Here is a 15,731-nt window from a genome sequence, read left to right as displayed (position 1 = left end):
TGCTGCCGGCGTCAACCGGAGAGTCTGCACGTTCTTCCCTGCGCTGGCTCGGTGCTGTGGAGGAGCCTCGTGGCAGGCGAATCGTGGAGCGAGTGCAACTCGAGGAGCGGCTCTATGACCGAACAATCACCCCACGGGTCAGGAGTGCTGGCGACCATCGGAGCGACACCGATCGTCGAGCTGGTGAAGCTCGACCCGGAGAGTCCTTTCAGGACGTTTGCTAAGTTGGAGTCGCACAACCCCGGCGGCAGCATCAAGGACCGCTCGGCGCTGGAGATGCTGCGGGAGCGCATCCGCGACGGACGGCTCGTACCCGGACGCTCGGTGGTGGTCGAGTCCAGCTCCGGCAACCTCGGAATCGGTCTCGCGCAGGTCTGCGGGTACTACGGAATCCGCTTCATCTGTGTGGTCGACCCGCGTACCAACCGGCACAACATAGCCATCATGCGTGCCCTGGGCGCGCAGGTCGAGGTGGTCACCGACGTCGACCCGACCACCGGTGAGTACCTGCCCGTACGCATCCGCAGGGTTCGTGAGCTCGTCGCGACGACCGATCACGCGTACTGCCCGGACCAGTACTCCAACCCCCTCAACCCGAGGGCGCACCACGCGACCGTGCGAGAGATCGTGCGGGCCCTGCCCGAGATCGACTACCTGTTCTGCGCCACGAGTTCCTGCGGCACCCTGCGGGGGTGCGCCGAGTACATCCGCACGCACAAGCTGCCGGTGACCATCGTGGCGGTGGACGCGATGGGCAGTGCGATATTCGGTCCGGCGGTCGGTTGGCGGATGATTCCCGGCCACGGCGCGTCGGTGCGTCCGAAACTGTACCGCAGCGATCTGGCGGACATCGTGCTCCGGGTCGACGATCTCGACGCGGTCGCGGCCTGCCGTCGGCTGGCCGCCCGCGAGGCGATTCTCGTGGGTGGCTCGTCGGGCGCCGTCGTGGCGGGCCTGGAGCAGATGCGCGACCAGATCCGGCCCGGGGCCACGTGCGCGATGGTCTTTCCCGACCGTGGTGAACGGTACCTGGACACCATCTACGACGACGACTGGGTCATGACGTACTTCGGTGACGTGTCGCACCTGTGGAACAAGCCCGACATGCAGGTGGCGCCGTGTTGATTGTCGGGGCAGGTGAGGTCCGGGCAGTCCTCGACGGGGGCGAGCGCGAGGTGGTGGCCGCGGTGGACGCGGCGTACCGGGCGCATGCGTCGGGCCGGACGCAGGTACCGCAGTCGGTGTTCCTCCGCTTCCCGCACGGCGAACGCGAGCGGATCATCGCATTGCCGGCCTTTCTGGGCGGTGAGACGCCGACCTGCGGGGTGAAGTGGGTGTCGTCGTTCCCCGGCAACCTCGGGCGGGGTATGCACCGGGCATCGGCTGTGATGATCTTGAACTCGGTACACACCGGTGTGCCGGAGGCGATCCTCGAAGCGTCGGCGATCTCGGCCGGACGTACGGCCGCGAGCGCTGCCCTCGCGGCGTCCACGCTGTCCTCGTCGAGCCCGGAGACCGCTGTGACGCTCGTCGGCTGTGGTCCGATCAACTTCGAGGTGCTGAGGTTTCTGCGGACCGTGCTGCCGAAGGTCGACACGGTGACGTTGTACGACCTGAGCGCCGAACGGGCACATTCCTTCGCCACCCACGCGCGGTCGGTCTGGCCGACGCTGAAGGTCGACGTGGCCGCAAGCGCGGCCGACGCCCTGGCCCGCCACACGTTGGTGTGCCTGGCGACGACGGCGAGCGCCCCGCACCTCAGTGCCGGGCACTGCCGTCCGGGAACCCTGGTGCTGCACCTATCGTTGCGCGACCTCACCACCGACTCCATCCACTCCAGCGTGAACATCGTCGACGACGCCGACCATGTGTGCCGGGCCGCGACGTCGTTGGATCTGGCCCAACAGGAAGCCGGCCACCGCGACTTCATCTCCGCCTCGCTCGGCGACATCCTGGTGGCCGACGAGCGGTATGTCAGAAGCGACGAGGCCGTGACGGTGTTCTCCCCGTTCGGCCTCGGTTGCCTGGATCTGGCGGTGGCCGACATGGTCCGGCATGCGGCGTCGGCCCGCGGACTAGGCACCACCCTGGACGACTTTCTATCGACAGAGCAGCAGGTGAACGCATGACTGACATCCTCGAAACCGGCAACCAGGTCCGACTGTCGTTCGAGCAGGAGCAGCTATGGTTCCTCGACCAGGTCCGGTCCGGCGCCCAGGAGTACCTGTTGCACTGGGGATTCCGGCTGCGCGGGCCGCTGGACCGGGATGCGCTGACCACGGCCCTCTCAGAGATCGTCGGCCGGCACGAAATCCTGCGTACCCGCTACGCGACGGTTGACGGACAGCCGGTGCAGATTATCGACGAACCCGCACCGGCCGAAGTCACGGTGGTGGATCTCAGCGCGTACCCGGCGGGTGAACAGGACCGGCGGGTACGGGAGATCGGCGAAGCCGCCGTGAGCACGACGATCGACCTGCGCGAGGCCGTGCCATGGCGGCTGACCCTCGTCCAGCTCTCACCCAGTGACGCAATTCTGCTGATCGTGGTGCACCACATCGCCTTCGACGGTCCGTCACTGGGCATCCTGGCCAGGGAACTGGGCGTGCTCTACGCGACCCACGCTCCGGGCGAGGATCCGCCGCCGGAGCCGCTGCAGCCGGTGGAGCTCCAGTACGCCGACTTTGCCGACTGGCAGCGCACCCGCTGGAGCGCGGACGACGCGGCGCTCGCCCGGCAGCTGGACTACTGGCGGGAGCGACTGGCCGGACTGGAGCCACTGGAGCTACCCACCGACCGGCAGCGTCCCGCCGTCTGGGAACCGGCCGGTGACCTGGTCACGTTCGCTGTGCCGGCGCCACTGGCGGCGCGGATCATCGCCGTGGGACGCGCCGCCCGGGTGACCCCGTTCATGGTGTTCCTGGCCACCTACCAGCTCTTGATCAGCCGCTACGCGGACCAGCTCGACTTCGGTGTCGGCGTGTCGACCAGTGGGCGGAACCGTACCGAGCTTGAGCCGGTGATCGGCTCGCTCGCCCAGACGGTGGTGCTACGTACCGACCTGTCCGGCGATCCCACCTTCGTCGAGCTGCTCGTGCGGGTCCGCGAGACGGCCCTGGACGCCTTCGCACACAAGGACATACCCCTGCAACGCCTGGCCGCCGAACTGGCGCCGGACCGCGGCCTCTCCCGCAACCCGCTCTTCCAGGTCGGGTTCGCGGTCCTCAACGGCCAGGGCGAGCCGCTACGCCTGCCCGGGATCGAGGTGGACTGGGTGCCGACCCCCGTGCTCAGCGCCACCTTCGACCTGTCGCTACAGATGACCGAGGAGCCGGACGGATCGTGGGTCGCCCGGATGACCTATCCAACCGCGCTCTTCGACCGGGCCCGGGTCCAGCGGATGGCCGACAACTACCTGGCGCTCCTGGAGAACCTCGCGGCGGCGCCGGAGAGACCGCTGCGCGACGTGCCGACCGTGACGGCCGCGGAGCGGGAGCTGCTGTTCGGCTGGAATCCCACGGGGCGCGAGGCGCCCGGCGCGCTGCTGCCGCACCGGATCCGGGCACAGGCCGAGGCCACGCCGCACGCGGTGGCCGTGGTCCACGGTGAGGTCGAGCTGACCTACGCCGAGCTGATGTCCAGGGCGGACAGCGTGGCCGGCTTCCTGCACGCCCGTGGAGCTGGCGCTGAAACGGCGGTCGGTGTCGCCATGCACCGTGGTACCGACGTCGTGGTCGCGCTGCTCGGGACGCTCACCGCCGGCGCGGTCTACGTCCCGCTCGCACCCGACCTGCCAGCCGACCGGCTGGAGTTCATGATCGACAACGCCGGCATCGAACTGGTCCTCACCGCGGCGGCGCTGCGACAGCTGATACCGCGGCGTACACCGGTGGTGGCGCTCGACGAACAGTGGGACGACATCGTCCGCGCCGTGCCGCCGCCTCCGGTGGCGCTCGACGCCACGAACGCCGCCTACGTCATGTACACGTCCGGATCCACCGGTCGCCCCAAGGGCGTCGTGATCACTCACGGCGGGATCCGGAACCGGGTGCTGTGGGCGGTGGAGCGGCACCAGCTCACCAGTACCGACCGCGTACTGCAGAAGACGACCATCGGGTTCGACGCCTCGGTGTGGGAGTTCCTGGCGCCGCTGGTGTCCGGCGGCTGTGTGGTGATGGCGCCGCCGGACGCGCACCGCGACACCGCCGTGATGGTCGGTGCCCTCGCGGCCCACGGGATCACCGTGGTGCAACTCGTCCCGTCCGTGCTGCGGACCGTGGTCGACGAGCCGGAGTTGGCTGCCTGCGGGGCATTGCGGCTGGTGTGCTCAGCCGGCGAGCCGCTGCCGGCCGACCTGTGCGAGCGACTGCTCGGCGTGCTCGAGGTGGAGCTGTACAACACCTACGGCCCGACCGAGTGTTCGATCGACTCGACCGCGTGGCGCTACCAGCGCGGCGAGGCGGAGGGCACGGTCCCGATCGGCGCCGCGCTGCCCGGCGTCGCCGTGTACGTGGTGGACTCCGCCGATCGGCTCGCGCCGATCGGGGTACCCGGGGAGTTGTGTGTCGGCGGCGTCGGCCTCGCCCGCGGCTATGCCGGGCGCGGCGACCTCGCCGCCGAGCGGTTCACCCCGAACCCCTTCGCGACCCGGCCGGGCCAGCGGTGGTATCGCACCGGTGACCTCGCCAGGTGGCGGGCGGACGGGAGCCTGGAGTTCGTCGGCCGCCTCGATGCGCAGGTCAAGGTGCGGGGGGTACGCGTCGAACCCGGCGAGGTGGAGGCTGCGCTCCGGGCGCATCCGTCGGTCGCGGCGGCAGTCGTCACCCCCTACCGATCCGCCACCGGCGACCTGGAGCTGGCGGGTTACGTGGTGCCGGTCGCCGGGGAGACGGTTCAGCCCGACGAACTGTTCGGATTCGTCGGCACCCGGCTGCCCGCCGCGATGGTTCCCGCCGGAATCATCCCGCTGGTCGAGCTCCCGTCGCTGCCCAACGGAAAGGTTGACCGGTCGGCGTTGCCGGCCCCGGACAGCCAGCCGCGCGACGGGGACCCCGGTCACGTCGCGCCTCGAACGGAGACCGAGCGGGCGGTCGCCACGGTCATGGGCGAGCTGACCGCAGTTGAGCGGGTCGGCGTGGCGGACGACTTCTTCACGTTGGGTGGGCACTCGCTGCTGGCGATCCGGCTCGCGCACCGGTTGCGTCGAAGGTTCGGGCTGGAGCTGACGGTGGCCACGCTGTTCGAGGGACGGACCGTGGAGCGGGTCGCCGCGGCGATCGACGCGGGCACGACGCTCGACAGCGAGCCGCAGATCGTGCCCGTACCCCGCAACGGTGCCCTGCCGACCTCGTTCGGCCAGCAACGACTGTGGTTCTTGGATCAGCTCGAACCGGGCAGCGCGGAGTACCTGATCCCGATGGTGTACCACCTCACCGGGACGCTGGACACGGCGGCGTTGCGCCGCGCGGTGGAGCAGGTCGGCGCCCGGCACGAGGTGCTACGCACCCGCTACGTCGGAGACAACGGTGTCCCGATGCAGATCGTGGATCCGGCCGGCCCGGTGGTCTTCGACGTGGTGGACCTGACCGGTGAGGCGAATGCCGCGCCGCGCGCCAAGGCGATCATCGACGCGGCGAGCGCCCGGCCCTTCGACCTCACCCACGAGCGTCCGCTGCGGGTCGTGGTCGTGCACACGGCGGCCGACGAACACCTGGTCGCGATCACCCTGCACCACATCGCCTTCGACAACTGGTCGCTGGGCATTTTCCTGCGCGAGCTGAACGAGGCGTACGCGGCAGGCGTCGCCGGCACGCCGTGGTCCACGCAGCCGCTTGCGGTGCAGTACGCCGACTTCGCCGCCTGGCAACGTGACCGGCAGGCCGACGGCACCATCGGCAACCAGCTCGAGTACTGGCGACACCGGCTCGCCGGGCTGGTGCCGGTCGAGCTGACCCCCGACCGCCCCCGCCAGCCTGGGCGTGACCTACGCGGTGATCTGCTGATCGTCGATGTGCCGGAGGCCACCGGCGCGGCGGTACGCGAGCTGGGTAACCGCACCGGCGCCACGTTCTTCATGGTGCTGCTGGCCGCGTTCGACGTGCTGCTGAGCCGCTACACCGGCCGTACCGACATCGCGATCGGCACCCCGGTCGCCGCCCGGACACGGCCGGAGAGCGAGGACCTGATCGGCTTCTTCGTCAACAACCTCGTGATCCGTGCCGACCTGGACGGGGACCCGACCTACATCGGCCTGCTCGACCGGGTCCGCCGCACCACCCTGGAGGCGTTCGCCAACCAGGACGTGCCGTTCGAACATCTCGTCGACGCGCTGCAACCGGACCGCGACCTGTCCCGCAACCCGCTGTTCCAGATCATGTTCGAGGTACAGCACACCGACGGTGCCTCGGAGGCCATCCTCGCCGGGTGCACCGCGACCGGCCTGGGCAGCGGCGTCTCGGTGGCGAAGTTCGACCTCACCCTGTCGGTGATGGAGCAACCGGACGGGAGGCTGGAATGCTGGTTCGAGTACGCCACGGCGCTGTTCGACCGCTCGACGATCGAACGCCTCGCCCGCCAGTACCTACGTCTGCTGGGCAGCGTGAGCGCTGACCCGCACGCCCGGGTCAGCGAGCTCGATTTGCTGTCGGCCGACGATCGCCGGGCGATCGTTCACCAGTGGCCGGATCCCGACACCGACCGGCTGGACCTTCTCGACCCGCCCGGCGAACGGCACCTCTCGGTACCGCAGCTGTTCGAACGGTGGGCCGCGAGGACCCCGGACGCGACCGCGGTGGTGTTCGGCGACCAGCGGCTTGGTTTCGCCGAGCTCAACGCGCGGGTCAACGAGCTGTCGCACCATCTCCGTTCGATGGGCGTCGGCCCGGAGGTCGTCGTCGGTTCGTGCCTTGAGCGCGGGTTCGAGCCGGTCGTGGTACTGCTGGCGGTGCTCAAGGCCGGCGGGGTGTACGCGCCATTCGATCCGGAACATCCGCCGGAGCGCCTGCGTTTCATGCTCGCCGACGCCGGAGCGCACCTGGTGGTGACCACAGGCAAGTTCGCCGACCGGTTCGCCGGGCACGGGCGCCCGGTGCTGCTCGTCGACGACGGGGACCGGATGCGGGGCCGACCGTCGGTCAACCCGACGCCGGTGACGGTGCCGGACAATCTCGCGTACATCATCTACACCTCCGGGTCGACCGGCCGCCCGAAGGGTGTGATGATTTCGCACCGGTCCTACGCGCACCACTGCCGGGTGATCGCCGCCTACTACGGCATCCACCCCGGCGAGCGGGTGGTCCTGCTCTCGGCGCTCACCTTCGACGTCGCCATGGACCAGATCGCGGCCACCCTGACCGCTGGCGCCACACTCGTGGTGAGTGACCCGGTCTTCTGGACGCCGAGCGAGCTGCCGCCCAAGCTGGAGCAGCACGGTGTGACGATCATGGAGATCACCCCGGCCTACTACCGCGAGATGCTGGAGTCCGGTGTGGATCGGCTCGCCGCGCTGAAGCTGATCAACGTGGGCTCGGACGTGGTGACCGTCGCCGACGCCCAACGGTGGGCGGCGACCGGTCTACCCGGCCGGTTCCTCTGCAACTACGGGCCGACCGAGGCCAGCGTCACCTGCATGCTCAACCCGGTGTCAGGCGACCTGAACGGTGAGCGCAGCACGGCCACCCTGCACATCGGCCGCGCGATCGCCGGTACCCGGGTGTACGTGCTCGACGCCGGGCTGCGTCCACTTCCGGTCGGGGTACCCGGCGAACTGTGCATCGGGGGCGTTCGCCTGGCCCGCGGCTACCACAACCGGCCCGAGCTGACCGCGGAACGGTTCGTGCCCGACCCGATCGCCACCGAACCGGGAGCGCGTCTCTACCGCAGCGGTGACCTGGTCCGGCATCGGCCGGACGGTACGGTCGAGTTCCTCGGCCGCCTCGACACCCAGGTGAAGATCCGTGGTTTCCGGATCGAACTCGCCGAGGTCGAAGCCGCGTTGGCCAAGCACCCAGCGGTGTCCGCGGCCGCTGTCGTCGCGAGGGACGTCGGGCCCGGCGACAAGCGACTCGTCGCCTACCTGGAGTGGCCGCATGACACCGGGCCCGACATCGACGAGCTGCGGGCGTACCTACGGGAGTCGCTGCCCTCGTACATGATCCCGTCGGCCTGGGTAACCGTCGCTGCCCTGCCGCTGTCACCGAGCAAGAAGGTCGACCGGGCGGCGCTGCCCGATCCGACACCGTCCCAGCTCGACGGTGCCCGCGGGTACGTGGCACCGCGGGATCCGGCGGAGGAGACCATCGCCGGAATCTGGTCCGACATCCTCGGTGTCGACCGGATCGGCGTCGACGACGACTTCTTCGGACTCGGCGGGCACTCGCTGCTGGCGACTCGGGTCCTGGCCCGGCTGCGGGCGGCCCTCGCCGTCGAGGTCCCGCTGCGCTGCCTGTTCGAGGCGACCACCGTGTCGGAGTTGGCGGTGGTGGTGACCGACCTGATCGCGGCGGAGCTCGACGAGCTGACCGACGCCCAGATGAGCGAACTGCTTTCCCGGGATGGTGCACTGTGACTGAGACAATTGATCGAGCCGGTCTGCGCGCGGAGTTGCTTCGGCGCAGGCTCGTAGGTGACGCGGCCGTCGTGCCGGACGAGGTGATCGCCCGGGTACAGGTGCCGCGCGACAGGCCGCTCGCGTTGTCGTTCGCGCAGCGCCGGCTGTGGATTCTCGACCAGGTCCGGCCGGGCAGCACCGAGTATCTGGCCAGCGCCGGCCTTCGACTGTCCGGGCCGCTGAAGCCCGACGCACTGCGGGCGGCGCTGGACGGGATCGTGGCGCGGCACGAGGTGCTGCGCACCCGCTACGTGGTGACCGACGGTGAACCGGGCCAGGTGATCGACACTCCGCGGCCGGCCGCGCTGCACGAGGTGGACCTGCGTGGTCTCGGCCCCGCCGCGCAGGACGAGCGGATCGCCGGCTGGATGACCCACGACCGGGCCCCCGTCGAGCTCGCGACCGGGCCGGTGCTGACCGGAACCCTCGCGCTGCTCGCCGACGATCAGCACGCGCTGGTCGTGACCCTGCACCACATCGCCTTCGACGGCTGGTCCGAGCAGGTGCTGTGGCGTGAGCTCGACCGGTTGTACACCGCTGCGCTGATCGGCGGACCGTCCCCGCTGGCGCCACTGCCGGTGCAGTACGCGGACTTCGCCGCCTGGCAGCGCGGTGCGATGTCCGGTGTCACGCTGGACCGCCAGCTCGACTACTGGCGGCAGGCGTTGGCCGGCGCCACAGCTGTGGAACTGCCACTCGATCGGCCGCGCCCGAAGGTCCGGGACAGCGCCTGCGACCTGGTCCCGTTCGCGGTGCCCGCGCCGGACGCCCGAGCGCTGCGCGAGCTCGCCCGCCAGGCCGGCGCGACGCCGTTCATGGTGTTGATGGCGGTGTACGCGATCATCCTTGGCCGGTTCGGCCGAAGCGACGACATCACGGTGGGCACCCCGGTGGCCTGTCGCGACCGGGCCGAGGTGCAGGACCTCATCGGGTTGTTCCTCAACACGTTGGTCCTACGCACCGACCTGTCCGGCGACCCGTCCTTCCGCGAGGTGCTCCGGCAAGTGAAGGAGATGGCGCTCGGCGCGTACGCCCACCAGGAACTCCCGTTCGAACAGCTGGTGGACGAGCTGGCCCCGGTGCGTGACGCGTCCCGGACCCCGCTGTTCTCGACCATGTTCCTGTGGGCCAGGGGGGACTCCGCAGCCCGCCGCGTCGGCGGGCTGCGCGCCGAGGAACTGCCGGTCGGCGAGAGCGACGCCAAGTTCGACCTGACCCTGGTGGTCGTCGACCAGCCCGACGACACACTCACCGGTGTCCTGAACTACGCCACCGCGCTGTTCGACCGGGACACCGTCGAGCGGTTCGCGACCCACTTCACCACCCTCATCGGCGCCATCGCGGCCACGCCGGATGCCCCGATCAGTTGGCTGACCGGGCCGCCACCGGCGGAGCGGCGGCTGGTGCTGCGGAAGTGGAACGAGACCGAGGTCGCGTACCCGACCGCAACCCTGCCGGAGCTGTTCGCGCGGCAGGTGGCCCGCACCCCGGACGCCGTCGCCGTCCGTTTCGCACGCCAGGACGTCTCGTACGCGGAGCTGGACCGGCGAGCCGACCGACTGGCGCACCACCTTATCGACGCGGGCGTCGGGCCGGAATCGATCGTCGGCGTGTGCCGCCGTCGTGGCATCGAGCTGGTGGTGAGCCTGCTGGCGATCCACAAGGCCGGCGGGGCCTACCTGCCGTTGGACCCGGACCACCCGGCCGAGCGCCGTGACTACATGTGCGCCGACGCCGGCGTCACGATCGTGCTCACCGACACCGGACCGGTCATCCCCGACACCCGGCCGGCACCGGCGTACACGGCCCCAGCGGGGCCGGACCACCCGGCGTACGTGATCTACACGTCCGGCTCGACCGGCCGACCCAAGGGCGTCGTGGTGACCCACCGCGCGATCGTCAACCGGCTGCGCTGGATGCAGGACGCGTACCGGCTCGACGCCTCCGACCGGGTGCTGCAGAAGACCCCGTACAGCTTCGACGTCTCGGTGTGGGAGTTCTTCTGGCCACTGATCACCGGGGCGACGCTGGTGATGGCCCGTCCCGACGGCCACCGCGACCCGCACTACCTGGCCGAAGTGATCGCCACCGAGCAGATCACCACCCTGCATTTCGTTCCGTCCATGCTCCGGGTGTTCCTGGCCGAGGTGTGCGGGCCGTTGCCGTCGGTGCGCCGGATGATCTGCAGCGGCGAGGCGCTGCCCGCCGACCTGGTCGTCGCCGTGCACGAGCGGATCGGTGGCGAGCTGCACAACCTCTACGGTCCGACCGAGGCTGCCGTCGACGTCACCGCGGTGCGGTGCGTGCCCGGCACGCCGGTCACGATCGGACGGCCGATCGCCAACACGCGCACCTACATCGTCGACGACACCCTGCGACCGGTCCCGATCGGAGTGCCGGGTGAGCTGCTGCTGGGCGGCGTGCAACTGGCCCGCGGGTATCTCAACCGCCCGGGGCTCACGGCGCAGCGGTTCGTTCCCGACCCGTTCGAGGAGTCCGGCGCAGGAGGGCGGCTGTACCGCACCGGTGACCTCGCGAGGTACCTCCCGGACGGCCGGATCGACTACCTCGGCCGGCTCGACGACCAGGTGAAGATCCGTGGGCACCGGGTCGAACTCGGCGAGATCGAGGCGGTGGCGGCCGAGCACTCGGCGGTGTCCGCGGTCGCCGTCGCGGTGCACGACGGCCAACTCGTCGGCTACCTCGTCGTCCGGGACACAGACGCCGGTGTCGAGGCGAGCGACGTGGCGTCGTTTCTGCGTGGTCGACTGCCCGAGGCGATGGTACCGAGCCACTGGCAGCTGCTCCCCGCTCTGCCCCTGACCACCAGTGGAAAGACCGACCGGCGTGCGCTGCCGGCCCCGACACCTGGCCGCGCCTGGGCGGTTGGAGCGTACGTCGCCCCCCGCACCGAGGCCGAAGGCGTCGTCGCTGAGGCACTCGCGGCGGCGCTGGGCGTCGAACAGGTCGGTGTGCACGACCGCTTCTTCGACGTCGGGGGTGACTCGATCCGGGCCATCCGCGCGATCGGGACCCTGCGCCGTGGCGGACTGAACCTGTCGGTGCAGGACATCTTCACCCACCAGAGCGCGGCGCAGCTGGCGACGCTCGCCGACCGGCCGGCCACCGGTGCGGACGAGCCGCCGGTTCGCCCGTTCGAACAACTCGACCCGGCCGACCACGACCGGCTCCCGGACGGCCTGGTGGACGCCTACCCGATGGGTCAGGTGCAGGCCGGCATGGTGTACGAGATGCTGGTCGACGGCTCGCACCCGGCGTACCAGAACGTGACCAGCTTCGACATCGTCGACGATGGCCCGTTCTCGCTGGACGCGTTGCGTCAGGCCGCCCAATGGTTGGTTGACCGGCACGAGATCCTGCGCACCACGTTCCACGTGTCCGGTTACACCGAGCCGATGCAACTCGTCCATGCCGAGGCGCGGGTCGAGGTGGGCTTCGACGATCTGCGCGGGCTCCCGGTAGCCGAGCAGCAGGACAACCTTGAGCGGTATCGGGAGTCGGTGAAGTCGGCGATGCTGCCCATCGACCACGCCCCGCTACTGTGCTGGCAGGTGCACCGAACCGGGGAGCGGACGTGGGTGCTGACCCACACGGAGTGCCACGCCATCCTGGACGGCTGGAGCCATCACTCCCTCATCGCCGAGCTACGGGACACCTACCGGGCGATCCGGGACGTGGACACCGATGCGCTGAAGCCCCCACCTCCGGGGCGTTACGCCGAATTCGTCAGGCTGGAACGACGATCACTGTCGGCCGGGTCGGATGAAAGGTTCTGGCGGAGCCGGGTCGACGACTACGACCGTGTCGCGTTGCCGGCGGACACCGCCCCGGCCGGCCACGGCGCCGTGCCGGAGCTGCGAATGTCCTGGCGTCATCTCGAACCGGGGCTGCGGGAGCTGGCCGCGCGGACGCAGACCTCGCTCAAGGCCGTGCTGCACACTGCGCACCTCGCGATGATCGGCGTCATCACCGGCCAGCGGCGGTTCTTCAGTGGTCTGGTCGTCAACGGCCGGCCCGAACTGCTGCGTGGCGACGAGGTCATGGGGATGTACCTCAACACGGTGCCGTTCGCGGTGGACCTGCGTACGCCCCGTTGGCGCGATCTCGTGCGCGCCGTGTTCGCCGAAGAGCTTGCCGTGTGGCCGCACCGGCGCTACCCGATCCCCGCGATGCAGCGCGCCTGGGGCTCCGGTTCGCCGCTGATCAGCAGCATCTTCTCCTATCTCGACTTCCACGTGCTCGACGGGCAGCAGGACGTGTTCGGCACGGTCGTCGACGACAGCCCCAACGAGTTCGCCCTGGTCACGTTGACCTTCCCGGGCGAGCTACGACTGGAGTGCCGGGCCGGCTGGGCGACGCGGGAGCGGCTGACCGCCCTGGGAGAGACCTTTCTCGCACTGCTCACCGCGATGATCGCCGACGACGGGGCGAATCCGGTGGACCTCAGCTCGACCCCGGCGCACCAATTCACCGTGCCACAGCAGGACTGGCCCGCCCTGCCCGAGGTGTGCGTCACCGACCTGTTCACGACCCAGGCACAGTACCGGCCGGATGCCGTTGCACTCGAGTGCGGCGAGTCGCGCCTGACCTACCGTGAGCTCGACGCCCGGGCCAACCAACTGGCGTGGGCGCTTCGTGAGCGCGGCGTCGACGTCGAAACCCCGGTCGCGGTCTGCATGGAACGCGGGATCGACGCGGTGGTCGCGCTGCTCGCCATCCTTAAGGCCGGCGGCTGCTACCTGCCAATCGACCCCAAGTATCCGGACAGCCGCATCGAGTACCTTCTCGACGACTCCGGCACCCGAATCCTGCTGAGCGGGCCGACCCACGCGCACCGTTTCGCGGCGCGTGCCGGGCTGACCACGCTGAACCTGGACTGCGGGTGGTGGTCGCACGGCAGCCGACCGACCACCGCACCACGGGTGACACTGTCACCGGAAAACCTTGCCTACGTCACGTACACGTCGGGGTCCACCGGACATCCGAAAGGCGTGCTGGTCCCGCACCGCGGCGTCGTGCGGCTGGTGCACGGCCAGGAGTACGCGCAGCTGGACGCCGATCAGGTTCTGCTACAGGCTGGCACACTCGCCTTCGACGCGTCGACGTTCGAGGTCTGGGGCGCGCTGTGCAACGGGGCGCGGCTGGTCGTCTCCCCGGAAACGCCGACCGCGGCCGAGCTCGAAGAGACCCTGCGCCGACACCGGGTGACCGTGCTGTGCCTGCCGACCGGCCTTTTCAGCACCATCATGGACGTGCGGCCGCAAGCGCTGGCCGGGGTGCGGGAAGTGGTCGTCGGGGGTGAGGTGTTGCCTCCGCTGCACGTGCGTAGGGCGATGGAGCAGGGTGTGCTGGTCAGCAATGGGTACGGCCCGGCCGAAAGCACCACGTTCGCCACCGTCCACCCGCGGATCCCGCTGCCGGCGGTCACCGACGTCATCCCGATCGGGAAGCCGATCAACCACACCTACGTGCAGGTCGTCGACGAGAACCTCGACCCGGTCCCGTTCGGCGTGCCAGGTGAGTTGCTGCTGGGTGGTCCGGGCGTCGCGCGCGGATACCAGAGCCGTCCGGACCTGACCGCCGAACGATTCGTCCCGGATCCGTCTGGGAGCGCACCGGGAAACCGGCTCTACCGCACCGGGGACATGGTCCGCCAGGACCCGGACGGCACCGTCCACTTCAGCGGGCGGCGCGATCATCAGGTGAAGATCCGCGGACACCGCGTCGAGTTGGGCGAGGTGGAGGCCGTGATCGCCGGGCTGCCCGCGGTGCGGGCCGCCGCGGCGGCGGCGTACCGGGGCGTGGACGGGATCAAGCAGCTCGTCGGGTATGTCGTTCTCGACGAGGACGGCCCGGGCGACCCCGCCCGGCTAGGTGACCTGATGCGAAGCAGGGTGCCCGGCTTCCTGGTCCCGACGGCCTGGGTGCGCCTGGACTGGCTCCCGTTGAACAACAACGGGAAGCTCGACCGGGCCGCGCTGCCCCGGCCGGCGGTGGAAACCTCGGCACGGGAGTACAGCGCGCCGCGTACGCCGACGGAACTGGCCGTGGCCGAGGTCTGGACCGAGGTGTTCCACCTGCCCCGGGTCGGCCGCGACGACGATTTCTTCGACCTCGGTGGGCACTCCCTGCTGACGTTGCGGGCGATCGCGTTGTTGCGCGACCGGCACGACATCGAAACGACCGTCCGATCCTTCGTCGAACACCGCACGCTCGCGGCGCTCGCCGCGTCGATCGACGGCAGGCGGCTACCGGCCACGGCGCTGCTCTGGCTGCGCCGGAACGGCGACCAGCCCCCCCTGGTGTGCGTGCATCCCGGCGGCGGCAGCGCGCACTGGTACCGGCGGCTGGCCGAGAAGCTCGACCCGGATCTGCCGGTGGTCGCCTTCGAATGGCCGGGCCGCGACCCGTCGACCGGCTCCGTCCCGTCCACCGAGGAAATGGCGACCCGCTACCTCGCAGAGTTGCGGGAGGCCGTCCCGCACGGGCCGTACCGGATCTTCAGCTGGTGTGGCGGCAGTGGGGTGAGCAGCGAGATGGCCAACCGGCTGATGGCCGACGGTGAGCAGGTCACCTTCATCCTGCTCGACCCGGGGCAGGACGCCTGGCAGAAGGAGCACCTCTGGTCGGAGTACGCGCTGATCAAGCAGTGTGTGACGAACCTGGAGCAGCTCGACGCGGCGCCGCCGGATGAGGATACGTCGGTGCTTCGGCAGGAGACCCTGGCGCTGCTCGAACACATCGTGGACGACATCGTCGGCAACGACGGGATCACGCTGCCCGAGCGCGGCGCGGGAACCATGTGGCTGCCCGCCGCGCGAATGTGGGAGGAGGTGATGGAGATGGTGCTGTCCTACCGAGATCGACCGTACGCCGGTCACCTGGATCTGATCGTCAGCGACGAACTGGCGCTGGGCGCGCACGAGGTGGTCAGTTCCGGCCAGAGCTTCAGCGACTACCTGGAGCGGTGGCGCGAACGGACCGCCGGACTTGGGGTGCACCGGGCGAAGGGCGAGCACTTCTCGGTGATGAAGGAGTACGTGGCGGATCTCGCTGGCATCCTGACGGGGCTCATCGACAAGCCAGCCGGTCAACGGTGAAG

Annotated in this window: 4 protein-coding genes; all 4 read left to right on the top strand. The window is 70.0% G+C overall.

Annotated features, from left to right (window positions below; genetic code table 11):
* The first annotated feature begins 114 nt into the window (after positions 1 to 114).
* From sbnA to ACFHWY_RS18515, 4 genes are read left to right on the top strand one after another with little or no spacing between them, the layout of a single operon-like run.
* Positions 115 to 1,125 (top strand): 2,3-diaminopropionate biosynthesis protein SbnA, encoded by a 1,011-nt coding sequence (sbnA, locus tag ACFHWY_RS18530; RefSeq protein WP_416581464.1) that lies wholly within the window; start codon positions 115 to 117, stop codon positions 1,123 to 1,125.
* Positions 1,119 to 2,129, top strand: a complete 1,011-nt coding sequence (gene sbnB, locus ACFHWY_RS18525; protein WP_416581463.1) for a 2,3-diaminopropionate biosynthesis protein SbnB — start codon at positions 1,119 to 1,121, stop codon at positions 2,127 to 2,129. The genes sbnA and sbnB overlap by 7 nt, the downstream gene beginning before the upstream one ends.
* Positions 2,126 to 8,566: an amino acid adenylation domain-containing protein gene (locus tag ACFHWY_RS18520; RefSeq protein ID WP_416581462.1), complete on the top strand. Its 6,441-nt coding sequence runs from the start codon at positions 2,126 to 2,128 to the stop codon at positions 8,564 to 8,566. The genes sbnB and ACFHWY_RS18520 overlap by 4 nt, the downstream gene beginning before the upstream one ends.
* Complete coding sequence (locus ACFHWY_RS18515; RefSeq protein WP_416581461.1) at positions 8,563 to 15,729, top strand: amino acid adenylation domain-containing protein; 7,167 nt, start codon at positions 8,563 to 8,565, stop codon at positions 15,727 to 15,729. Before ACFHWY_RS18520 ends, ACFHWY_RS18515 begins: the two co-directional genes overlap by 4 nt.
* The last annotated feature ends 2 nt before the right edge of the window (positions 15,730 to 15,731 follow it).

It is taken from the genome of Micromonospora sp. LOL_024, assembly GCF_048060415.1.
Classification (GTDB): Bacteria; Actinomycetota; Actinomycetes; order Mycobacteriales; family Micromonosporaceae; genus Micromonospora.
This window is presented reverse-complemented; position numbering and strand designations above follow the sequence as displayed.

Excerpts from the sequence above, each read along its gene's own strand:
- ACFHWY_RS18520 (WP_416581462.1), top strand. The coding sequence starts at position 2,126 with ATGACTGACATCCTCGAAACCGGCAACCAGGTCCGACTGTCGTTCGAG.
- sbnA (WP_416581464.1), top strand. The coding sequence starts at position 115 with ATGACCGAACAATCACCCCACGGGTCAGGAGTGCTGGCGACCATCGGA.